Source organism: Bacillus sp. AK031, assembly GCF_053903065.1.
The window spans coordinates 1,930,472-1,953,392 of sequence record NZ_CP096424.1 but is presented as its reverse complement, the minus strand read 5'-3'; the positions used below and the strand labels follow the sequence as shown (position 1 = coordinate 1,953,392).

19 protein-coding genes are annotated in these 22,921 nt (G+C 43.2%); 2 read left to right on the top strand and 17 right to left on the bottom strand.

What is annotated here, in order from left to right; genetic code table 11:
• Positions 1 to 149 precede the first annotated feature (149 nt).
• The 6 genes from M1E09_RS09935 to M1E09_RS09910 all read right to left on the bottom strand — a co-directional run bounded on the left by M1E09_RS09935 (position 150) and on the right by M1E09_RS09910 (position 6,737).
• Positions 150 to 419: a hypothetical protein gene (locus M1E09_RS09935; RefSeq protein ID WP_456274670.1), complete on the bottom strand. Its 270-nt coding sequence runs from the start codon at positions 417 to 419 to the stop codon at positions 150 to 152.
• A gap of 509 nt (positions 420 to 928) precedes the next feature.
• Positions 929 to 1,834: a carbohydrate ABC transporter permease gene (locus M1E09_RS09930; RefSeq protein ID WP_456274669.1), complete on the bottom strand. Its 906-nt coding sequence runs from the start codon at positions 1,832 to 1,834 to the stop codon at positions 929 to 931.
• Between the two features lie 18 nt (positions 1,835 to 1,852).
• Positions 1,853 to 2,731, bottom strand: a complete 879-nt coding sequence (locus M1E09_RS09925) for a carbohydrate ABC transporter permease (protein WP_456274668.1) — start codon at positions 2,729 to 2,731, stop codon at positions 1,853 to 1,855.
• A gap of 63 nt (positions 2,732 to 2,794) precedes the next feature.
• Positions 2,795 to 4,156: an extracellular solute-binding protein gene (locus M1E09_RS09920; RefSeq protein WP_456274667.1), complete on the bottom strand. Its 1,362-nt coding sequence runs from the start codon at positions 4,154 to 4,156 to the stop codon at positions 2,795 to 2,797.
• A 52-nt stretch (positions 4,157 to 4,208) separates the two neighbouring features.
• Positions 4,209 to 4,994 carry a response regulator transcription factor gene (locus M1E09_RS09915; protein ID WP_456274958.1) on the bottom strand — a complete coding sequence of 262 codons (786 nt, stop codon included), beginning with the start codon at positions 4,992 to 4,994 and terminating at the stop codon, positions 4,209 to 4,211.
• A 6-nt stretch (positions 4,995 to 5,000) separates the two neighbouring features.
• Positions 5,001 to 6,737, bottom strand: a complete 1,737-nt coding sequence (locus tag M1E09_RS09910; RefSeq protein ID WP_456274666.1) for a sensor histidine kinase — start codon at positions 6,735 to 6,737, stop codon at positions 5,001 to 5,003.
• 195 nt (positions 6,738 to 6,932) lie between these two features.
• On the opposite strand from M1E09_RS09910, the gene M1E09_RS09905 reads away from it, so the two are divergent.
• Entirely contained in the window at positions 6,933 to 7,562 is a 630-nt protein-coding gene (locus M1E09_RS09905) for a YesL family protein (RefSeq protein ID WP_456274665.1), read from the top strand.
• A gap of 19 nt (positions 7,563 to 7,581) precedes the next feature.
• Here the strand turns inward: M1E09_RS09905 and M1E09_RS09900 are convergent, their stop codons facing one another.
• The 7 genes from M1E09_RS09900 to M1E09_RS09870 form a co-directional block, all read right to left on the bottom strand.
• Entirely contained in the window at positions 7,582 to 8,241 is a 660-nt protein-coding gene (locus M1E09_RS09900; protein WP_456274664.1) for a polysaccharide deacetylase family protein, read from the bottom strand.
• Positions 8,242 to 8,593: 352 nt separating this feature from the next.
• Positions 8,594 to 9,577, bottom strand: coding sequence for an aldo/keto reductase (locus M1E09_RS09895; protein ID WP_456274663.1), 984 nt, complete (start codon positions 9,575 to 9,577; stop codon positions 8,594 to 8,596).
• A 15-nt stretch (positions 9,578 to 9,592) separates the two neighbouring features.
• Positions 9,593 to 10,627: an aldose epimerase family protein gene (locus M1E09_RS09890; RefSeq protein ID WP_456274662.1), complete on the bottom strand. Its 1,035-nt coding sequence runs from the start codon at positions 10,625 to 10,627 to the stop codon at positions 9,593 to 9,595.
• Positions 10,628 to 10,656: 29 nt separating this feature from the next.
• Positions 10,657 to 11,313, bottom strand: a complete 657-nt coding sequence (locus M1E09_RS09885) for an SGNH/GDSL hydrolase family protein (protein ID WP_456274661.1) — start codon at positions 11,311 to 11,313, stop codon at positions 10,657 to 10,659.
• A 36-nt stretch (positions 11,314 to 11,349) separates the two neighbouring features.
• Entirely contained in the window at positions 11,350 to 12,849 is a 1,500-nt protein-coding gene (xylB, locus tag M1E09_RS09880; protein ID WP_456274660.1) for a xylulokinase, read from the bottom strand.
• 79 nt (positions 12,850 to 12,928) lie between these two features.
• Entirely contained in the window at positions 12,929 to 14,260 is a 1,332-nt protein-coding gene (gene xylA, locus M1E09_RS09875) for a xylose isomerase (protein ID WP_456274659.1), read from the bottom strand.
• A 198-nt stretch (positions 14,261 to 14,458) separates the two neighbouring features.
• The gene (locus tag M1E09_RS09870) at positions 14,459 to 16,609 is read right to left on the bottom strand and encodes a glycoside hydrolase family 52 protein (protein WP_456274658.1); all 2,151 of its coding nucleotides are present in this window, start codon (positions 16,607 to 16,609) and stop codon (positions 14,459 to 14,461) included.
• A 267-nt stretch (positions 16,610 to 16,876) separates the two neighbouring features.
• Here M1E09_RS09870 and M1E09_RS09865 point away from each other — a divergent pair, with 267 nt between their 5' ends.
• Positions 16,877 to 18,028 carry an ROK family protein gene (locus M1E09_RS09865; RefSeq protein ID WP_456274957.1) on the top strand — a complete coding sequence of 384 codons (1,152 nt, stop codon included), beginning with the start codon at positions 16,877 to 16,879 and terminating at the stop codon, positions 18,026 to 18,028.
• A gap of 473 nt (positions 18,029 to 18,501) precedes the next feature.
• Here M1E09_RS09865 and M1E09_RS09860 read toward each other — a convergent pair whose 3' ends face one another.
• From M1E09_RS09860 to arsD, 4 genes are all read right to left on the bottom strand, one after another.
• On the bottom strand, positions 18,502 to 19,521 hold the full coding sequence (locus M1E09_RS09860) for a PD-(D/E)XK nuclease family protein (RefSeq protein ID WP_456274657.1): 1,020 nt from the start codon (positions 19,519 to 19,521) through the stop codon (positions 18,502 to 18,504).
• A gap of 849 nt (positions 19,522 to 20,370) precedes the next feature.
• Positions 20,371 to 20,502 carry a hypothetical protein gene (locus M1E09_RS09855; protein WP_456274656.1) on the bottom strand — a complete coding sequence of 44 codons (132 nt, stop codon included), beginning with the start codon at positions 20,500 to 20,502 and terminating at the stop codon, positions 20,371 to 20,373.
• Between the two features lie 255 nt (positions 20,503 to 20,757).
• Positions 20,758 to 22,539, bottom strand: a complete 1,782-nt coding sequence (gene arsA, locus M1E09_RS09850; RefSeq protein ID WP_456274655.1) for an arsenical pump-driving ATPase — start codon at positions 22,537 to 22,539, stop codon at positions 20,758 to 20,760.
• Positions 22,540 to 22,545: 6 nt separating this feature from the next.
• Positions 22,546 to 22,899 (bottom strand): arsenite efflux transporter metallochaperone ArsD, encoded by a 354-nt coding sequence (gene arsD / locus M1E09_RS09845; protein WP_456274654.1) that lies wholly within the window; start codon positions 22,897 to 22,899, stop codon positions 22,546 to 22,548.
• Positions 22,900 to 22,921: the final 22 nt, after the last annotated feature.

The following is a 22,921-nucleotide window of genomic DNA, read 5'->3' as shown; positions in this document are numbered from 1 at the left end:
GTATATAAACCTTGATTTCATGCGGCTTTATTTTCGGTAATTCTACTTGAAACAATTAATTTTTCAACTTATGTCCCAGTCTCTTTGACTTTTTCATAGCTGTCCCCGGTAATCTGCAACTTACATAAAAAGCCCTATAATTTACATAGTTATCTATTGTTTATCGCTTCCAGGATTTCCTCCTTTAATTTATCTGTGCTTTTCTCGCTTCTTAATGATTTCTCAACTTTCGCCCATCCAACTATGTATCGTAAATGTTCATCCTTCTTAAACAATTCTTCATGCTTAGAATAAATATGTTTAAACCATCCTGTTCTATTTAGCAATTCAATGTTTCTATTAACTTTCTCTTCTTTTGGTTTCCCACGAATAAACATAACCATCGACATAAGTATATTTGTAATTATCTCAAGGACCATTCATTATCCCTCTTCCACTAGTAAAAATGATATAAATTCAGTTAAATATCAATTTTGTTAGTAAAGTATTCTGCCCGTTTATTGAATAAGAGAGTGACACCCTTTTATTCCCCTACATAATATTCATAAATTGAGCTAAGATTGCTGTACATAAACTTATAAAAAATGTGATAAGCCAATTTATTTTTCTTGTCATTTTCAAGAAAATGTTTAATAGTGAACCAATAAACATACATAAAATAAAGACAAATAAAAACATAATAAAAAACTCCAAAGCAAATCTCTCCTCCCAAAAATTATTTACCTTCTTTTTCAAAGTGAATGGCAAACAGCCATATACCCTTACAATTGTCTTTAATAATAAGACGAAAACAGGGTTATTAATGTTTCGAATAATGATAATCTTCTTTTGTAATGGTCTTTTCTTAAACTTTGTTGCTATTTAGACAAAAAGATCGAGCATGAATGGTTCATGCTCGATCTAAAGAGGGGGATATTCAATTAATTCTTTACCCTTTCACCGATCCTGCAGCAATTCCTTCTACAATTCGGTCGCTAAGGATGAAATACGCAATCAATACCGGGATGATGCTGATCATCAGTGTCGCCCCGATGGCGCCCCAATCGGTTAGGTACTGGCCGACAAAGTTGTTGACCCCTACTGTGATCGTTTTCCATTTGTCAGAGCTCAGGAATGTTTGAACGAATACGAATTCATTCCAGTTATAGATCATGTTGATGATGACCGTTGTCGAAAGGACCGGCACCGTCATCGGAAGCGTGATCTGAAAGAAGATTCGGTGGATGGAACAGCCGTCCATTACGGCCGCTTCTTCGATCTCCCTTGGGAGCGATTTGTAAAAACCGGTCAGGATCATGATGGTGATCGGCAGATTGAACGCCACGTAAGAGATAATGATTGAAATTGGATTATCAATCAGATTGACGGATTTAAAGATATTGAACAATGGAATCAGGGTGGAATGAAGCGGGATCATATACCCTGCCATGAACAACGCCAAAACGACACCGCTTAGCTTCCAATGCATTCTTGTGATTGCAAAGGTTACAAAGCTTGCCAGGATTACGGTTAGAATTACGGCAACAACTGTGTAAATGACAGAGTTGAAGAAGTAGGTATCAATATTACCGGTCGTCCAGGCTTTGACGTAGTTGCCCCATTGCGGATCCTGCGGCAATGCGAATGGTGACATTCCGAATACCTCTTGATTGGTTTTCAGAGAAAACATGAATAACCAAACAAGCGGATAAATTTGAACGATCGCAATGATACCCAATATGAGGTAAAGGATTCCAAATCCAATTCGTTTTCCTAATGATTTATTCGTTTTATAAGACGCCGGGAGGCTCGTTTTGGTTGGTGTTGATGGTTGTTGATAGGCAACCTTGCTCATCTCTTCCTCTCCCCTTTCTTAATATTCAACTTCGTCTTTTGAAGTTAATAGTTTTTGGATAATCCATGTCATGACCAGGCAGATCACCAATAATCCGAAGCCGATGGCACTTCCATAACCGAAGTTGTATTTACTGAATGCTTCCTTATACATATAAGATGCCATCACCTCACTCGCGCCGTTAGGCCCACCGCCTGTGAGGACGAAGATCAAATCGAAGTATTTCAGTGAACCGACAATCGCCAGAATGACCATGACTTTGATGACGCCGGAAATAAGTGGCACCTTGATTTTATAAGCAATTTGGATCGGATTCGCTCCATCGATTTTCGCCGCTTCAATCAGTTCTTCAGGCACATTTTTTAATGCTGCATAGAAAATGATGATATAAAATCCTGCATATTGCCATACGATCGGAAGGAACAATGCGTACAAGACGATGTTCGAATCTGCCAGCCAGAGCGGCGGATCTTCAAATCCTATGTTCGTTAAGAATTTGTTCAACATACCGTTTGACGGGTCAAAGATTTTCGCCCAAAGCTGCCCGATCGCAACGGATGATAATAGCATTGGGATCAAATAGATCTTTCTGAAGAAATTGGCTCCTTTAATCTTGCTTGCCAATATCAGTGATAACACTAAATATCCGACAAGGCTTAAAGTCGAGAATAGTCCCAGCAGGATCGAATGCCATGTACTCTTCCAGAACATGCTGTCCTTGACCAGCTCTATGTAATTGTCCAACCCGGTGAACTTCATTTGGCCGATGCCATTCCAGTCCATTAACCCGTAATAACCAGTCAGGACGATTGGAATATAAATCAATAGAAGAATCAGGATTAAGGCGGGAAGTACATAAAGGCTGATGACCCATTTATTTGACATTACACTTCTCATTTTCTATACTCCCTTCTAAAAAGGATAGAGGGCATATCGATATGCCCTCTATCACTGAAACTATTACTCTTGCTCTTCGGCAATTTCGTCTGCATGCTGTTTGACGAACTCTTCTGCTGTAATTTGCTTTCCGAACAGAGCCGTTACCAGGTCATGGTGAAGCTCAGATACAGCTGGGCTTGATTGAGTATCAAAATACGTCGTTACATTTGAAGCTGAACCTAAGTCATCCAGGATTTCAATGTACATTGGATCAAGGTCAAGGCTTGCTGTGTCCACTTTCGTTGCAGGGATGACACCAGCATCTGTCACTGATTTCTCTCCCCATCTCTTCACTAGGTATCCAACGAAATCTTTTGCTTCATCTTGGACTTTAGAATCTTCCGCTACGAATAGGCCAACACCAGGACCGCCTACATAACTGTCGATGGACTCTCCTTTACCGCCTTCATAAGTAGGGAATTTGAAGTAGCCGATCTTGTCTTTGAATTCTTGAGTCACGTCAGGGCTTGTCGTATAGTTAGGAAGTTCCCAAGTAGCTGTCAGGAACATCGCAGCTTGTTCATTCATGAAGTAGCCTTTTGCATCGTCATTTGATAATGCGCTTGCACCCTTTACAAAGCCGCCCATATCTACTAGATTCTGTATTTCTTCAGCAGCTTTCTTGATCGCAGGATCATCGAATTTCGCTTTTTCATCGATTACATCTGTCAGGATTGTCGATCCGCCGATACGGTCTGCCATGTACATGAACCAGAATGACGCCGGCCATCCGTCTTTCGCTCCTACAGTTGCCGGTGTCACACCATTGTCAGCCAATGTTTTGACAACGTTTTTATATTCTTCGAAAGTCTCTGGGACTTCTAAGTTATATTTCTCAAAAATTTCTTTGTTGTAGAAAACGTATGAAATATTCAGTTCCAGCGGCAGTCCATAAGTTTTTCCGTCAACTGCATAAGATTCTTTTACACCAGGGATGAATTCCACTCCGCCTGTATCGACTTCATCAAGCGGTGCCAGCATGCCCCCTTCTACGTAAGGCTGGATGAATCCATCAGACCAGGTCATCCCGATATCAGGCAGTTCATTGGAAGAAGCCAATACTTTCAGCTTTTCTCTGTATTGATCCGGATTGAGGATTTCTGTTTCGATTTTCACATCATGTTCTGCTTCGTATTCCCCTATGATGTCTTTCACGATGGAAAACTGGGCATTCGAACTTCCTTCCGGCCATAAATGCATGAATTTGATCACTTTGTCGCCATCCGCATTTGCTTCATCTGTTGAACTTGAAGATGAACATCCTGCAAGTGCAAGCGAGGCAACCATCAGCGAAGAAGCCAATACTGCAAACGCTTTCTTTTTAAACAATGTAAGATCCCCCTTTGACCTTGTTTGTGTTTTGCTTACATTTATAGTGTACATTCAGATAGTTCTGAAAAATAGGTAACAACGGTTAGGAAAAGTACTACTATTTTTAGAAAGCGGTTTCATTATTCGTCTTCCGGTATACACTCGGGGTCTTTCCTTCCAGTTCCTTGAATATCTTAATAAAATATTTGGAAGTTTTGTATCCTGATTCTTCAGCGATCTCCGCAACTGGCAGGCTCGAAGAAATGAGCAGATCCTTGGCACGCTGGATCCTGCGTCTTGTCACGTATTCACTGAAAGTCAATTTGACATGTTCTTTGAATAAAACGCTGAGATAGCTTGGGTTGAGATGAACATGATCAGCGACCTCTTTCAATGTGAGTTCATTTTTCAAATGATGATTGATATATTCGATCGCTTCCCTGATTGGTTCCCGCTCCCCATAGTTTTGCGAATCTGCTTCAACCAGTTTTTTGTCAACCACTTTCTCGATGACCCCTGCCCTTTCTTGCTTTTTAACTGCTTGGATGGCATCCTCAAGTGCTTCAAGCAGTACCTTCTTGCTGATCGGCTTCAACAGGTAGTTTATGACACCGAGTCGGAGGGCTGCCTGGGCATACTCGAATTCCGAATAAGCGGAAATGACAATGATGACCGGATGGAGTTGTTGATCTTTGGCTATTTTCAATAACTCAAGGCCTGTTATTTCCGGCATGCGGATATCGGTAATCAGGATATGGACCTTATGCTGCTTCATTTGGTCTATCGCTTCTTGCCCATTGGAGGCCGTGACGATTTGAAACTGTCCATCAGCCCATGTATCCACGGTCTTGGCAAGGCCTTGGCGGGTTCTTGGTTCATCATCCACAATTAAAATCGTTTTCGTATTCATCATTCCTTACTCCTCCCCCTTCACTGGTATCACAAAGGAAACCATCGTACCGGCATTTTCTGTGCTGGTAATCTCGAGGCCGCTTTGAACTTGATCCGGATAATAGAGTTCCAGACGTTTATGCACATTGGAAACCGCCATGCCATTGCCTTTTTTTGACATAATTCCACCGGCTGTCATGGCAAGCTTGATGGAATCCAATCTTTCCTGGCTGATCCCCGGTCCGTCGTCGATTACTGAAATCTTCAGGAACTCATCATCCATGACAGGCTGTATGGATATTGTGATCGTGCAAGGTTCTGAAGTATTTCCTGCACCATGAAGGACTGCATTTTCCACTAAGGGCTGAATCAACAGTTTAGGGATTTTCACATTCCTCCATTCAGGATGAAGATCCACATCCCATTTTAAATGGTCTCCAAAACGCAATCTGATGATTTCCATATAGTTTTCAATATGATAGATTTCTTCTTGCATTGTCACCCAGTCTCCATCCGTTTGTTTGGAAATGGTATATCTGAATAACTCAGAAAGGGAGACGACAAACTCTGCAAGCTCCTCTTCATCCTTGTCCTCAAGCGCCCACTTCAGCGCGTCGAGGGTATTGAAGAGAAAATGCGGGTTGATCTGCGCCTGCAACGCCTTAAGTTCACTGCGGCTGCGGGTAATTTCTTTTTCATAGACCATCTTGATCAGGTGATTCGTTTGTTTTGCCAGCTGATTGTAGGTACTGTTCAGTTCATTGATTTCATTGACCGTTGTCACACTTGGATTCATCGTCAAGGAACCTGCACTCGCCTGCTGCATCGTCTTGGTCAATTTGATGATGGGTCTTGTAATGAAACTTGTGAGAAACAACGAACTGATGAAGAAGATAATTAAACCAAGGATGCCGGAAATAGCGATGACCGTCCTCAGCACCGTGATTCCTTCTGTCAGTGCTCTAATCGGGGTCAGGATTATCAATGTCCAGTCGGTTTCATGGGATGTTTGTCTGGTCACCATGAATTCCTCCCCTTCCAATGTGAGGACTGGCTTATCACGCCCGATAATTGGTGCAAGAGATCCATCATAGTTTGATAGAATCGGCTTCATTTCTTCATCAAGCAAAAGAGAATATTGATTTGAATTACTGGCATCATTTTCAAACTGCAGATAACTGCGATAAACACTCAACAGGAGGTATCCGCCACGCGCATATCCCTGCCCTATGAGATTGACCTGCCTTAAAGCAAGGAGGTTGTCGGAATTATTAGGGTCCTCTCCAATCCAAATCAGTCCCCCGTTGGCTTTATCCGCCTGAATGATCCACTTTTTATCAATACGGCTCACCAAACTTGAATCATCCAATGGCAGCAGCCTGTTCATGTCATTTGTATAAAGCTCAAACGCAAAGATCCCTTCCGTATTTGCCTGGATGGTGTTGACAATTCCGTCTAATTGCTGCCGTTCGGCAAACGATATCGTGTTCCCTTCATAGGCGCTGGTCAGGACCCTCTGAATGTTATAGTTGGTCATGACGAGTTTGGAGGCTGTACTGATTTGTTTATATAAAGACTCCAATCTTCCATTTGCCTCCAGAGCTGTTTGATAGATTTGTTTCTCGGCATTATTTTTCAAAAGAGTCGAAACTTTGTTATACGTAAGGATACTGACGATCAATAATACGGCCGCCATCACAACCAGAAATACGACCAGTATTTGATTTCGCAATGTATTCCATTTCTTCATTCTTGTAAACATGATGCAATCGCCCTTCTATTATCACTAGAATAGTTTTTATTTACTATAACTCATTTAATTACAAAGGTTAACCGTATTTGAAATTATCCGACAATATTTTTAAATAAAGAAGTTATCTATGTTCATTAATGATACAATGGTCTATAATTATTGAATACTAGAGATATAAAAGCGCTGACAAAGGGGGGTTTTTCTATGAATCATCGATCTATGAGGGGCCTCTTTTCCCTAACCGAATGGGTGGCTAAATTCGCCTATATTAATCTGTTATGGATGGGCTTTACGATCCTGGGGTTAGGGGTTTTCGGTCTATTTCCTGCCACTGCTTCCCTGTTTACTATTTTACGAAAGTGGATCATGGGTGAAAGTGAGCTGCCAGTCTTCCGCACCTTCTGGCATACTTATAGAAAAGAATTTTTCAAAGCAAACGGCCTGGGTATCGTGGTTGTAATGCTTGCCGGCCTGTTATTCGTAGATTTATATTATATGGACAACTCTGGAAACGGCCTTCAGGTGACCCACATACCGCTGTATATGTTAATATTGGCCGTTGGGATGATCATCCTGTATATCTTTCCGGTGTACGTTCATTTTGATGTCCGGTTTATTCAGCTGTTCAAAAATGCATTTTTGATCATGCTGGTTAATCCGGTTTCCAACTTAATTATGATCGTCGGTGTCGGTTCAGCCATTTTTGTTATGAGTGCACTGCCTGGACTGCTGTTCTTCTTCGGCGCCAGTTTCACAGCTGCTATCATCATGGCAGCCTGTTATCTTGCTTTTCAAAAAGTCGAAAAGAAACAAAAGGAAGCACAAACCCTATGATTGTGCTTCTTTTTGTTGCTCATTTTGCCTCTCTCAGCAGTTCACTGACAGTAACAAGCTGACATCCTTTTGAAGTTAATTCGACAACCAGTTTTCTTACAGCTTCAATGGATTGAGACCTGTCCCCGTACCCATCATGGAATAGCAGTATGCTGCCATTTTTTATATGTTTCTTCGATTGTTCATAGATAAAATCCACCCCTGGCTGCTCCCAGTCCTGTGCATCCATATTGAGTGCCCCGATCATTGGATACCCTTTTTGCTGAAGAATCTGCACTGTGTTTTGATTGTAGTCAAGATAGGGAGGGCGGAAGACGGCAGGTTTAAAGCCTGCCAGTTTTTCTATCAGTCTTTCTGTATCTTCTATCTCTCTAAAACAATCTTCCCGGCTTAATGCTGACAATCTTGGATGCTTGTAAGTATGGTTTCCGATTTCATGACCTTGTGCCGAAACCTCTTTGACCACATCAGGGCACTTCTCCATTTGCTCGCCGATCATGAAGAAGGTAGCTTTTCCGTTCGCTTCCTGTAAAATGTCGAGGAGCTGCTGTGTATAGATGGAATTCGGTCCGTCATCAAATGTGATGGCGATTGCTTTTTTGGCTGTTGGGATTTCGTTAATGAGCGAATCGGACAAGTATATGTTCCCTCCCCTGCTGGTATCTTTTTCAGGGTGCATCTTCTTCTTAAATTCAAACTAGGGACTTGTTCAGCCCTCTTGCGGGGTGCATCTTCCTTCAAAATCAGAACTCGAACCTTGTTCAGCCCTTTTGCGGGGTGTATCTTCGCTCAAAATGAAAACTCGAGCCTTGTTTAGCCCTCTTGCGGGGTGTATCTTCGCTCAGAATGAAAACTCGAGCCTTGTTCAGCCCTCTCCCGGGGTGCATCTTCCCTCAAAATCAGAACTCGAACCTTGTTCAGCCCTTCCCCGGGGTGCATCTTCCCTCAAAATGAAAACTCGCACCCTGTTCAGCCCTTTCCCGGGGTGCATCTTCCATCAAAATGAGCACTGAAGCCTGCATTATTACATATCAATAAGGTCCTCTAATAGAATCCTTCACCTTTTCATGATAGAAGCGCTCGATTTGCTTCTGCTCTTCTACAGAAAATGGCTTGGTATCAAGTGTAGAAAGGTTATCCTGGACCTGCTTTAGATTTTTGAATCCTGGGATGATTGCGGTAATTTCTTTTTGGTCCAGAATCCAACGGAGCGCGGCACTGGCCATTGAGCTGCGCCCTTTTGCTATCCACTTTAGCTGATCCGCCAACTCGACGCCTTTTCTAAAACCAAGGCCGGCAAACGTTTCCCCTACATTGAAGGCCTCCCCATTTTCATTGAAATTGCGGTGATCATCAGATTCAAATGTGTGGCCTGGTGTAAACTTCCCGGTAAGCAACCCACTCGCAAGCGGCAATCTGACGAGCAGGCCGACTCCTTTTTCATAAGCGGCAGGAATTAATTGTTCCATCGGCTTTTGGCGGAACATATTGAAAATGACCTGAAAGCTTTTCACATTAGGGTTCTCTAAACAGATCATGCCTTCTTCCACTGTTTCGACACTGACGCCGTAGTGACGGATTTTCCCTTCTTCCTTCAGGCGGTCCAGCACTGCGAACACGCTCCCATCTTTCAGGATTTCAGTTGCCGGACAATGGATCTGATACAAATCAATCGCCTCTCTGTTCAACCTGCGGAGGCTGTCTTCACAATATGATTTCACCTGTTCATAGCTGTAGTTCTGCGGATCGAAAATGTCTCCTTGACGGCAGAATTTCGTCCCGATATAAATCTCGCCTTCTCTGCCTTTAGTTGCTTTAGCCAATAATTCTTCACTGTGGCCGTCCCCATAGACGTCAGCTGTATCAAAAAAGTTGACTCCCCGGTCGATTGCATATTGCAGTGATTTCAGTGCCTCTTCATCACTGGTTTTTCCCCACGAACCGCCGATGGCCCATGTGCCAAAACTGACTTCGCTGATCTTGATTCCGGTGTTTCCCAATTCACGATAATTCATTGAATGATCTCCTTTCTATTCGGCTCCAAATCTATAAATGGTTCTTGATGAATAGCTCTCTCCAGCATCCAACACTATTGATGGAAAATGAGGATGGTGAATCGCATCTGGCAGTCTCTGGGTCTCGAGACAAATCCCCAGATATTTTTCAGATGGTCTACCCCTGAATTCATCTTCTGCTCCTAATGAATTGCCAGAATACACAACAACCCCCGGTTCGTCGGTTTCCACCGTTAATGCACGCCCGCTGGCGGCATCCTTCAAGACGATTTCCTCTTCATGATTGTCACTCAACAGGAAGGGATGGTCGTAGCCATTTCCCACTAAGACATTTTGTGGATGCACAGAGCCCGCTCCAATTTCCAATGATTTTTCAGTAGTAAAATCAAATGGCGTTCCCTTCACTCTTCTAAGCTCGCCTGTCGGGATGAATTCTTGATTCAATTCAGAATAGCGGTCGCTCTTAATTTTGAGAGTATGCTGTAAAACATTGTGTTTCAAGTTTCCGCTCAAGTTAAAATAAGAGTGATTCGTCAAAGTAAGGAGTGTCTTTCGGTCTGTGTCCGCTTCATAGTGAATCGTCAGTTGATTGACGTTGTCTAATGTATAGGTAATACTTATTTTTACATTGCCTGGGTATCCTTCTTCACCATCAGGACTGATATAGGTAAACCGAACGCCTTCCCCGATGATTTCAGCGTCCCAAACGATTTTATTGAATCCCCTGCGGCCTCCGTGAAGGTGATTGTTCCTGTCATTTTTTGTGAGAGTATATGTCTTTCCATCCAGTTCAAATGAACCGTCTCCAATTCGCCCCGCAACCCGTCCGCACACAGCTCCCAGGTAATATGGATCTTGGATATACTCTTCTAATGAATCATGCCCCAGAACAATATTTTCATAGATTCCATTTTTATCAGGAGCCATGATTTTTGTGATGATACAACCGTAATTCATCACTTCTACTTCTATGCCTTGTTCGTTCTTCAGCCTGAATGAAAAAACAGGCTGCTGATCTATTTCACTAATCTTTTCTTGAATGACGCTCAACTTGATTCCTCCTTCCGTTTCATCGTTCGTTAAGAACGGTTCCAGTCAAAGCCGATTTCTTTTAAAAAGGCACGTGCCAGAACCATATGGCCTGTTGTGGAAGGGTGAACGCGGTCCCAAGCGATGGCTGCCGGATACATGTCTTTTAACAACTCATTGAATGCAGCTTGAGTATCAACCAAGTGACATCCTTCTTCACGGGCAATTGCTTTCACCACAAGTCCATACTGATCCATTGCTGTGCGCATCGGATCCTCTGTATTGCTCTCCAGGTAAAAGGGAGTCATAAGAACAACCTTCTTCACCGTTAATTTTGCTTCACCAACAAGTTCCCTTAGTGAATTCTCATACTCATCAATGTATACATGCCCGTCTTTGATGAACGGAGTATCGAATTGACGCCACACATCATTGATACCGATCATGATCGACAAACAGTCCGGTTGTTGCAGGGTGACATCCTCCTGCCACCTTTTTTTCAGATCGCGGACCGTATGTCCATTGATGCCCTTGTTCACCACTCTGATTCTGAGGCGGGGATAAACGGCTTGGAGCAGGCCATCAATGAACGAAACATATCCTGTTCCAAGTGCGCCAGGCACTCCTTCGCCCTCAGGTTTCGCACGGTCGCAATCCGTGACAGAATCACCGATAAATAAAAGTTTTTCACCATTAGTAAGCTTCATTCTCTACCTCCTTTTCAACCACTTCACCAACAGAATCTACTTCCTAAACTCCTTTAATCGTGCATTTAATTCACTGGTTTGACCGTACACTTGCTGATAGAGTGCAAAGAGCTTTTGATAGGCTTCTACATTTTCCGGAATCGGGTAGTAGGTTTTCGACGTTTGGATGAATTCATTGGCGCATTCTTTCAAGGAAGAGAACCATCCACATCCATAAGCGGCAAGCATGGCGGCTCCCATACCTGGCCCCTGTTCACTTGCCAGCTTTTCAATCTCAGCGTTGAAAATATCCGCCTGCATTTGCAGCCAAGTATCGTTTTTGGCGCCTCCCCCGATGGAGATGATCGAACCAATTGTTTTGCCGTTGTTTCTGAAAATATCAATCGACTCATTCAGTGAAAATGTGATTCCCTCCAGGAGAGCACGGGTAAAATGCTTGCGTTCATGGGCTGCATCCATCCCGATAAAACTCCCCCGGATGGTTGAATCCGCATGGGGTGTCCTTTCACCGGCGATATAAGGTGTGAACACTAGACCGTTACTTCCGGGAGGTACTTCATCAATTCCTTCCAGCAGCTCTTCAAATGTTTCTTTTCCTGCAAAGGTTTCTTTATACCAGCTCAAGCTGTATCCGGCTGCCAAGGTTACTCCCATGGTATAATAAGCATCTTCTTCTCCATGGTTAAAGTAGTGGACTTTTCCTTCAAAATCCAAATCATTTCGCTCTTCATAAGACAGGACGACACCAGAAGTCCCGATACTGCATAACGTTTTTCCTTCAACAAGAATGCCTGATCCGATGGCACCACAGGCATTATCCGCTCCCCCGGCAAATACTTTCACCGTTTCTGAAAGCCCAGTTTTTTTTGCCGCTTCCGCCGTAATGGTCCCGACAAAGGCATGAGAATCCACAAGCGGCGGGCAGATTTCAGGGGAAAGATCGAACTTCTCTAATAACTCGCTGCTCCATTCTCTCTCTGCCACGTTCAACAGTAGAGTTCCTGCGGCGTCGGAATAGTCCATATGGATATTTCCTGTCAGCCGGTAACGAAGATAATCCTTTGGAAGCATGAATACTTTCGTACGCTCAAAGATTTCAGGCTCATGTTCTTTCACCCAGAGAATTTTCGGTAATGTGAACCCTTCTAAAGCAGGGTTTTTCGTAATGTCCAATACATGTTGTTTCCCGACTGTTTCGTAGATTTCTTGACATTGCGGAGTGGTTCTTGTGTCATTCCAAAGGATTGCATTTCTTAACACTTTATGATGTTCATCTGCTAATACGAGGCCATGCATTTGTCCCGAAAAGCTTATTCCTTCAATATCATTAACGTCCCCATCGAATTGCTGGATCATTTCTGACAATGCGGCCTTCGTCTTTTTCACCCATTCCTCCGGGTTTTGCTCACTGTAACCGGATTTTTCAATGATCAGGGGATACGATTTTGAGATTTCATTGCAAACTTTACCCTCCTGGTTGACGAGCAGGATTTTCACTGCACTCGTTCCTAGGTCAATACCTATTACATACTTCATCTTTATCATCCTTTTTTTTACAAAAATGTGCTGGAGCAATAATACCGCCAGCACATTTTTGTCTATTCTATTTAAGTGATTACGCCGTTACACTTGTAAGAGTTTCGAGGATATACTGATTGATGACCGCTTTCAAGCGTTCCGTTCTGCCTGATGTGTTTTTAATTTCAGTCAATTGAAGCGCATATTCTTCAAGTTCACGGAAGTTGGTCTTCCCTTCCACAATCTCCAGGCCGATTCCTTTCGTATAGCTACTGTAGCGTTCTTCAACAAAGCCATCAAGGGCCTTATCTTCAATCAATCTGTTCGCCACTTTGAGTGCGATGGCAAACGCGTCCATACCTGCGATATGAGCATGGAAGAGATCATCAGAATCAAACGATCCCCTTCTTACTTTCGCATCGAAGTTCAGGCCGCCGCTGCCTAATCCGCCATTTTTCAAAATTTCATACATCGCTAAGGTATTGGAATACAGATCTGTCGGGAATTCATCCGTATCCCAGCCAAGAAGTGTGTCCCCCTGGTTGGCATCTACTGAACCAAGCATTCCATTGATTCGCGCTGTTCTTAATTCATGCTCGAAGGTATGGCCTGCCAATGTAGCATGGTTGGCTTCAATGTTGAATTTGAAGTAGTCTGTCAAATCGTATTTTTGCAAGAATGCAAGACCGGTAGCAACATCGAAATCATACTGATGCTTTGTTGGCTCTTTTGGTTTTGGTTCGATCAGGAATGGGACAGTCAAGCCGATTTCCTTAGAATAATCGACTGCCATATGGAAGAAGCGTGCAAGATTGTCCTGTTCAAGTTCCATGTTGGTATTTAACAGAGTTTCATAGCCTTCACGGCCGCCCCAGAAGACATAGTTTTCTGCACCAAGTTCTTTGGCTACCTCTAGCGCTTTTTTTACCTTTGCTGCAGAGTAAGCAAACACATCTGCATTTGGAGAGGTAGCTGCACCATGTACATATCGGGCGTTCGTGAACATATTGGCTGTATTCCAAAGCAGCTTGGTCTTGCTTGTTTTCATATATTCTTTGATCATGCCGACGATAACAGCTTGATTCTCATTTGTTTCCTTCAACGTTCTTCCTTCTGGCGCTATATCCACATCGTGGAAAGCAAAGAATGGGACATTCAATTTTTCGAAAAGTTCAAAAGCAGCTTCGACACGTGCTTTGGCCAGATCCAATCCTTGTAAATGATCCCAAGGACGAAGAGCTGTGCCGACGCCAAATGGATCGGATCCATCTGCTGTGAATGTATGCCAGTAGGCTACCGAGAAACGAAGAATTTCCTCCATCGTCTTGCCATTGATTTTTTCTTCCGGATTATAGTACTTGAAAGCAAAAGGATTTTTGGATGCTGCACCTTCGAATTCAATCTTGTTAACCGTTTGGAAATAAGCCATTTGTTAATCCCCCTAGTCATATTATCGTTTATGCCACCTATGTAAAGGCTTACAATCTTGTTCGTCTTCCGCCTTTATTTGGTAACATTATAACATCGGAAACTTAGTTTGTCTATTGGATAAACTAAGTTGATAAAAAAATAGTTTAGCAGTCTTCTAGGCTGCCTGCCTGTAACAGACAGCCTCTCCTATTCAGTTTTATACTTGTTGTGCAGAGCTTTCTATTGCAGCAGATTGCTTGCTCTCCTCTAACCAAAGGATACTCGTTACTCCGCGTGGATAATATTTGCTTCCCGCGATTTCACCCGAGATGATCTGGTCGCTCCAGCTCCATACTGATAAGGTTGGATGAGTCAGCCATGCCACATGGGCCGCGTCTGCTTTTGCACCTTTCTCATCCCACTCCCAACCAAGAATCTCACGGGCAATGAATTGCGACAGATAAATCTTGCTTAACCAGGAATTATTGCTTGTCGATGAAATCTTCCAGCCTCCATCTTCAAACAAGCAAACTCCCTTGGTCAGAACAGTTTCCAAGTGCTTTTTCAATACTTGGATATAGGCTCCAAAACGCCCATCAGGATCCAATGCATCCTGATTGTTTGTAAAATAAGGGAAAATCAATCCTTCAATTGCCGGGATGATACGGGAGTCATTCCCTTCTTTTACCACAGCGGGGATATAACCGCCTGCTGTCACATGAGAGGAAATCGTCGCAGCACATTTCTCTGCCTGGTCTCCAGCTTGCTTGGAAAGCTCTCCGTACCCATTCTCTTTAAGAATCTTTTCTAATGCTACATACGATGCCCATGTCTTTCCTGCCAGATAAATATTATTTCTTGCCTGGCCGAGTGAAACGTCCAGACTGTCATACGTCGTTATTTCAGCTCCGCCCATTACTCGGGTGGAATCGAGGCCCATGATGCCATCCCGTTTATCCGCTTCCGGATGGTCACGGTTCAGCATGCTGTCAAAGCAGCGGACGAAGATATCCAGATTCTCATTCAGCCATTCCTGGTCCCCTGTTTGTTCAACGTAAACGGATGCACACAAGACCCAGTTGACCAGCTGTTCGTAAGTCATATGCGAGAAACAGCCGTCTAACCCATACAGTTCATAGGATGAATACTGCGGACGGGACACCGTATTGGCAACCCCCATATCATGGGTAAAACTGATTCCGCCGGGATATTCTGTTTCATCACCAGGGAAGCGGACCTTATCCTCATAGCTGAAACGGCTTACGAACATATCGAGCTCATTTTTGACTGTCCAAGGATTCATTTTTAATTCAAAGAAGATTTGGTCTACCGTGAGATCGAAAGTATTCATCATCCGGTATTCACCTTCATTCACCACCCAGAATGGTTTGCCTTCCGCTTCGAGCAATTGTGTACAGCCGTAGTAGCTGCGAATCGAATGGATCATCATGAACTTCTGGTCTTGAGATAACTCTGCATCACTTACCAGGGTGTTTGCCTTTCTTGCACGACTGGTGAATTCTTCAAAATTCTCTAATGCAAATGCAGCTGCAGATTCAATTTTAGGAAAATACTTCGTATAGTAATACGATGCATCCATCCCTGCCGTCACATAACCCGAACGGTGAAAACATAGAGCAAATCTGTATGTGCGTTTTTCCCCTGCCGGAACATCCATGATGAGAGATCCAACAGGTCCAAGACCAAACGTCCAGTTCTCTTGGAATGGAGTCGTTAAAATATTTTCCAAGCTGAAGTGAAGGGCCGATTTCACTTCAGGATCATCTGAAACAATGGCGGTCAAACGCCCCTGTCCGATACCGGAAAGACCATCACATGTATCATCCATCCTGCGCATGGAGCTGTAAGGGTCACTGCCTTGATAGCCAAAAAAGGCACGGCGGCTTTTCGTTCCTTTTGAATTATCGACAGTTAGCTCTGCCCAGACAGCCGGTACCAGCGCCTTTTTCAACTCTTCTTCTGACCCTGATTCAGGATCTGGTACAGACTCAACTTGGGAATACACCGTAAAGGTCAAATCGCCGGCCTTCCAGGAGTCCGTCCCTAAGTGGAAATCACGTTGAATCTCATCCTTTTGGAAGGGGAATATAATTCGTGGTTTGTCAGGGTCCGGATCCATATTTTCAATATCATAGCGCTTGCTTTCATCATCTGCAGATTCGAAGAATGGAAGCGCATCATACATACCTTCCTTATCAGAGGACTCTACACCTACATATACACTTGTCTTTGGTGAACGGCCGAGTTCTAAATCAAAACCGCCTCCGCTTCCAGGAAATCCAAGGGTAAAGCTTGAAAATGCCCCAATTGGTGAATGGTGTGCATTGAAAAACATGTTTTTGGCCAATTTTCTCCCCTACTTTCTTTAAGTGTTTACTTTTCATGACAGCAGAACAATGCCGCAGATTTATGTAATGTCTGCTATGGAAGTGAAGGAACCCCTCCCGCTGCCGGCTATCCAGCATGTTCCGCATTTGTAATTTAAAATACTCACAATTGACTAACTAATTTGATTATAATATCTTTTTCTTAGTTTGTATACCCACTAAACTAAGTTTATGATATGATAAAATCACTAAGAGATAGCAGATAAGGAGATTACGACGTGGGAACCATGACATGGAATCAACAAACAGTCAAAAAGAATAATAAAGCACTCGTCTTGCAATTGATTATGCAAAATGAGCCGATCTCAAGAGCAGATATCGCCCAGGTATCCGGCCTGAATAAAGCAACCGTTTCCTCATTGGTCAATGAACTGCTGGCGGAAGAACTGATCTATGAATCTGGACCAGGAGAATCAAGCGGCGGGCGCCGTCCGGTCATCCTCCATTTCAATAAGGTCACTGGATATGCCATCGGAATCGATATCGGAGTGAATTACGTTTTATGTGTTCTGACCGATTTGAAAGGCAACATTATCATTGAAAAAAATCAGCCCGTCACCAGAACTCCCTATCACGATATCCTCACAACTGTAAAAGGGATGGTTCAATCTCTAATCGATGAGATGCCTGACAGCAGATATGGAATTGTAGGGATTGGCGCTGGTGTCCCGGGAATCATTAACAAAGAGGGATCCATCCTTCTTGCGCCGAACCTGGGGTGGGAAAACATTCAGTTGAAAAAAGAGCTTGAAGAAGAATTTCAAGTTCCAGTGATCATTGAAAACGAAGCAAATGCCGGGGCCTTTGGTGAGCAGCAATTCGGGGCAGGACAAGAATCTCAAAACATCATCTATGTCAGTGCCGGAATCGGAATCGGGATAGGAATCATTTTGAACAAAGAACTCTATCAAGGTAAAAATGGATTCTCAGGTGAAATGGGACATATGATCATCGAAATGAACGGAAAACAATGTAATTGCGGAAGCAAAGGCTGCTGGGAAGCATATGCCTCTGAACATGCTCTGCTGGAGATGGCCGAAGACAGGATCGATTCATTGGAAGAGTTGCTCAAGCTTGCCGAAGATGGAGACGACACTGCGCAAAACCTTTTTGAACAGATCGGGAAATACCTTGGGTTTGGCATCAATAATATCATCAATACGTTCAACCCCGACCAGGTGATCATCGGGAACAGACTGGCCTTGGCAATAGAATGGATCAATAAACCGGTTCGCGAGACGATTGGAAGCCACACTCTCGCACACCACCAAAAAGAATGCCATTTGGATTTCTCCAAATTAAAGAAATATTCATCCGCGATGGGTATGTCGGCATTTGTGGTGGAAAGCTTTATTAAAGAGGAAGCGAAGAGTTCATAAAAAACATTATCGCTTTGAGTGATAAACGCCCGCTATTCAAGTAAAGATAGTTCAGTTTTGTAGTACAAAACTAGAAAAAGCAGTTCAAAAGGACTGCTTTTTTACTATAAATTCGTACTAAAATCCCCATAATAAATTCATTAATTGAGTAGGTCACCGAAGGAAAGGTACTTAAAATAAGGGCAAATTTTTCCGTTAAACTGCAGAACTTAGCCGGGGAGAGGTAAATAAGGGAAGAATTTTCCGTTAAGCATGCTCAGTAAGTCCAAATTTCATGTTTTTTAAGTGAATAGCGGAAAATATTTCCCCTATTTGACCAATTTTGCTCGACATTTCTGCAATAAGGGAAATTTCTTCCCTTATGGTACAAGCTCATGGTACTGGTTCTTTATTGGTCCTGGCTTTTATGGTGGAGAAGGGCCATGAATGAATAGATTTCCAAATTTTGCACCTCTAAACTGAACTACTTATATTCAAGTAGCGGGCGTCTTCATATGGGTAAACAGTGAACGATCTTTGCCTTGAGTAATCGAGTCCAAAGCCTCTTCAGCTTTTCTCAGTCCTTCTATCGTGGCCTCCAAATCAATCAATCCCTGCTCGTCGGCCACACGGTAATCATCCAGTACAGCAACGGTCATAAAGTTCCCGCTTCCGAACCTGTCCGGCCTTCTAAATGCGAGTCCAAGTTCATTCCCTTTCTCGACCATTGCCTTATGCCATTGGGCACGTAGCATTCTCCGTCTTGATTTTTCTTCAACCTTGATTTTGAAACACAGTTTATCTTCTTCAAGCTGAAGGTACTGATTTGACTCCTCGTCACTCTTCCAGTGCCACCAAAAACCGGTGAACCCTCCTTGCGTATTGGCAAAGTAGCTCCAATCTCCTTGGAGCCCCCGCGCTTGCAGTTCGCTGTAAAAGCCTTGCCATGCCAGCGCTCTCCAATCGGTAATTTGGCTGGTGACATAGCTGTTATGGGCAGCCTCTATTTTCAGCAGATGTTCATAGTAAGCTGTGAAAATCGAATCCTCAATGCCGTTCATGATGCCTTTTCCCATAAGGGTCAGCATATCCTGCCGGCTGAAATGCTGGAAGCCCGCCTTCTCAATACCGCGATAACTCCCCTGGTTGCCGGTTTGATAATAGATTGGCAGTTGATGCAGGCATCCTTTTTTTTCTATGTTGTTTCTAACCTTCATTAGTTGGTTTGTTTGATCGGCCGTAATGCTTTTACCTACTATCAATATCGCAAACTCATCATTGATGGTGGCGAGTATGTCAAGATCGGCAGCTTGTCTTGTGATTTGAATTGAATGAATGGCAGGTGCGTGAAGCTGGTGCTTGGAGAAGATATCTGTGATGAATTGAGTTCCTGCATTATGTAGAGCCATATCTGCTGGCTGATGTTGTGGATCGCCCCATTCTAATAACCAGCATAGAAAGGCATCCTGAGATAAATCTGATGTAGCATAGCTGAATAAGTTCGGTCGGTTCATGGTCTTCACTCCGTGGCAAAAGGTATTTTGATAGAAAAGTAAGAATATTCCATAGATTATAATATCAAACTTTTTTAAAAAGGGCTATCCTGTTTTCTTTTCTCACAGATAAACGCATCGTGATGACTAAGGGTTTCCGTATTGGAAGAGAAAATTACAAATAGCATTATAATAGCAGGCTAACTAACAAATGAATTAGACCTGCTCTATTAATTGTTAAAAAAATGTTTTCGCTTGATTTTGGGTTAATGAGGACTTCGAATAGCATCTTATTTAACAAGCGTACAATAATTATTGTGCAGACAAAAATGAGTTGCTAATTGGGCTTCTAAACGACTTGCGAATTATCATCTTTTTCTTGGAGTGCTATTAGCAGATACGGTAGTTGGGAAAATGAAGATTGAGTACCACGTTATAGAAAATAAGCGGAGTTTTTACCGTTAAATGCAGACTAGAAGTGGCTTTTGGCGAAAATAAGGGGAGTTTTTCCCTCTATACAAAGCAAAGCTGCCTATTTTCACGTCTTTTGAGCCGAATAAGAGGAATTTCTCCCTCTATTTAAGCTATTTCCAGTATTATTTGCTAATTAAGGGGAATTTTTCCCTCTATAATTCTCAATCAGCAGAGAACCTGCTGTTCACCTATTCAGCGATCGGGGTAATAGAATAAGAAGTTTAAAAAAATCAAAAATCCCGGACCTTTTTGGATCCGGGTTTTTGATTTAAATACAGTGTTATTTGCACTGTTATTTCAGCTGCTAAACAGGGTTCCTTTTAAGGTTTCTCTCCTTAAAAGGAACCCCTTACATGATAACGAGACGTTTTTTAGTATGTTTATTAAAAAATCTTTTTAACAGCAATCACTTTCGTTCCCCGTCAAAGTCAACCCATTAGCTTCCTCATTGAAATCAAGGGTAAGATTCTCTGTAGCAGATTCTACTTTGGGGTCGATTGCTACTGTAATTTTATTTATTGTAACCACTTTATCATCTTCTTCCGGCTCATCCAGAGCCAGTCCTACTTGTGGCTGTCCTCAGCCAAAGCCGGCAAAATAAAAACGAATGTTTTTAGCTTCGTGTTCCTGCAACATTTGCTTCAAGAACTCACGAGCTTGATCAGTAATGTTCACTTTCCCTACACCTCAATTAAAAAATATTTCTACCATTTCATTGTACATCAAAAAACGGGATAAAGGCGAGTCAAACGGCTTTTTGTGATATAGATAACGAACTGGCAGCTACTGCTTCGTATATCTCTTTAAGTCCTCATAGCCTGTCTGTTCTCCACTCATTAAAGGCACAATCGCACATTGCTTACTTAACTCTGTTGATACCTTTTGAATCCAGCCGGCCTCTGCTTTCGCTCTTCCTTGTAAAACCGGGTCTTTTGTTTCCGTCGCATAGAGGCTTTGGTTGATCAGCCACCATTTCGGATCGATATCGGCCCGCTTTAGATCATTTTGCAAACGGCTCGCCTCCAAGACTGGTGTGGCTTCCGCCAATGTAACAATCACAACGCCCGTTTCTTCAGGGTTTCTTAAACGGGGCAGCAGTTTTTTGACACTTTCGGGAATTTCACCTGTCGAGCGTGCCAATTCTTTATGATAAGACTGAGCGGCATCCAGAAGCAGTAAGGTATGGCCGGAAGGCGCTGTATCAATGACAATGATTTCATCTTCAGACTTGGATACCACATCAGCAAATGCACGGAAGACGGCGATTTCCTCTGTACATGGTGAATTCAGGTCTTCTTCAATGTAGGCCAGCGCCTCATCATCCAATTCACTTCCTACGTTGGACAAAACTTCTGCCTTGTAAGCTTCCACTTCTTCTTTAGGATCAATTCTGCTGATCGTCAAATTATCACTCGTTTTGCTCCGCTGAAACATAAAATCCAAATGTGCGGCAGGATCTGTCGTGGTCAAATGGACTTTGTGCCCCTTTTCAACCAGGCCGACCGCAATCGCTGAAGCCATCGTCGTTTTGCCGACGCCGCCTTTCCCCATCGTAAAAATGACTCGGGTGTTTTTTGAAGAGAAGTCTTCAATAATATTGCTAAGACCAGGCAAGCTGATCTCTTCTAACGGGGAAACAGCATCTGATTCTGCCAGAATTTGCCCACTGAACAGGTGACGCAAATTGGCCAGGCCCGTCAATGAATAAGAAACAAAAGGCAGCGAGTACGTACCGATCTGTTTCAGGTCCTCAGGCATTTCATTCAGTGCATGCTGCTGTCTGCTGAATAAAGAGAAAGAAGCTTCATCTTCGGGAATATGGGTTTGCATCAATCCATTCACGATTAAGTGCTGGTTGCTGATCCCGAGTCCTTTTAACTCCTTAGATGCCCGGCTTGCCTCAAGCAAGGAAGACTCATCCGGCCTTGCCACCAGGTATAGGGTTGTCCGGGTTGGATCGGCTAGCGCATTCATCGTGTTTGAATAAGCCTGTTTCTTTTGGGCTAAGCCAGATAAAGGTCCTAAGCATGATGCCCCGTGTGTACTTTCTTCTAAAAACCCGCTCCATGCAGTCGGAAGTTGAAGAAGCCGGAGAGTATGGCCGGTAGGTGCGGTATCAAAGATAATATGGTCATAGGATTCAACCATAGCTGCGTCTGATAATAAATTTGTGAATTCATCGAATGCTGCGATTTCAACCGTACATGCACCCGACAACTGTTCTTCCATTGTCGATACAACGGATTCAGGCAGCTTGCCGCGATAAGGCCCGACGACTTTTTCCCTGTATGCACTGGCTGCCTCCTCTGGATCGAGGTTGCAGGCAGAAAAGTTTGACACCCCAGGTACAGGCATTGGAGTATTTGTCAGTTCCAACTCCAGGACATCCTGCAAATTTGACGCAGGATCTGTACTGACAAGCAGCACGTTTTTTCCCTCATCGGCGAGCTTTAGAGCCGATGCACAGGCAGTTGACGTCTTTCCGACTCCTCCCTTTCCTGTAAAAAATAAAAATTTCGTCGTTGTGATTGCTTTTGTATCGAATGGTTGAAACAAAGTGTTCATCCTTTCCTATTTCAAATCCAGCTTTACCCGCGGTTTTTTCTCTGTTAATTCTTCTGCTTTGATGCCAAACCACTCTGCAAGTTCAAGGTTTGAAGGATATTCACCGGTCTTTACAACTATGCCATTGAGCATAACAGCTGGAAGCGATTCCGGTCCTTCTTCATGAAGCAATGTATTGATAACCTCATATTCCACAAATGCTGCCGGATCGTTCGCAAGGTTGAACCGCTTTACGTCAAATCCCTTTTTCTCCAAAATAAAGGCAGCGGAAGCGATCCGGGTCAATTCCGGGTCCACACTTGGTCCGCAAACCCCTGTAGGGCAGCATAATGCTGGATCAAAAATCTCGATTTTCGTCATATCAAAAGCTCCTTTCCCAGTA

Bases quoted from the DNA above. Each gene is read 5' to 3' on its own strand.
- M1E09_RS09905 (WP_456274665.1), top strand. From the start codon at position 6,933: ATGAATCATCGATCTATGAGGGGCCTCTTTTCCCTAACCGAATGGGTG.
- M1E09_RS09910 (WP_456274666.1), bottom strand. From the start codon at position 6,737: ATGTTTACAAGAATGAAGAAATGGAATACATTGCGAAATCAAATACTG.
- xylB (WP_456274660.1), bottom strand. From the start codon at position 12,849: ATGAAGTATGTAATAGGTATTGACCTAGGAACGAGTGCAGTGAAAATC.
- M1E09_RS09885 (WP_456274661.1), bottom strand. From the start codon at position 11,313: ATGAAGCTTACTAATGGTGAAAAACTTTTATTTATCGGTGATTCTGTC.
- arsA (WP_456274655.1), bottom strand. From the start codon at position 22,539: ATGAACACTTTGTTTCAACCATTCGATACAAAAGCAATCACAACGACG.
- M1E09_RS09925 (WP_456274668.1), bottom strand. From the start codon at position 2,731: ATGAGAAGTGTAATGTCAAATAAATGGGTCATCAGCCTTTATGTACTT.
- M1E09_RS09920 (WP_456274667.1), bottom strand. From the start codon at position 4,156: ATGTACACTATAAATGTAAGCAAAACACAAACAAGGTCAAAGGGGGAT.
- arsD (WP_456274654.1), bottom strand. From the start codon at position 22,899: ATGACGAAAATCGAGATTTTTGATCCAGCATTATGCTGCCCTACAGGG.
- M1E09_RS09860 (WP_456274657.1), bottom strand. From the start codon at position 19,521: ATGAACCGACCGAACTTATTCAGCTATGCTACATCAGATTTATCTCAG.
- M1E09_RS09930 (WP_456274669.1), bottom strand. From the start codon at position 1,834: ATGAGCAAGGTTGCCTATCAACAACCATCAACACCAACCAAAACGAGC.
- M1E09_RS09915 (WP_456274958.1), bottom strand. From the start codon at position 4,994: ATGAATACGAAAACGATTTTAATTGTGGATGATGAACCAAGAACCCGC.
- M1E09_RS09935 (WP_456274670.1), bottom strand. From the start codon at position 419: ATGGTCCTTGAGATAATTACAAATATACTTATGTCGATGGTTATGTTT.
- M1E09_RS09895 (WP_456274663.1), bottom strand. From the start codon at position 9,577: ATGAATTATCGTGAATTGGGAAACACCGGAATCAAGATCAGCGAAGTC.
- M1E09_RS09865 (WP_456274957.1), top strand. From the start codon at position 16,877: ATGACATGGAATCAACAAACAGTCAAAAAGAATAATAAAGCACTCGTC.
- xylA (WP_456274659.1), bottom strand. From the start codon at position 14,260: ATGGCTTATTTCCAAACGGTTAACAAGATTGAATTCGAAGGTGCAGCA.
- M1E09_RS09900 (WP_456274664.1), bottom strand. From the start codon at position 8,241: ATGCACCCTGAAAAAGATACCAGCAGGGGAGGGAACATATACTTGTCC.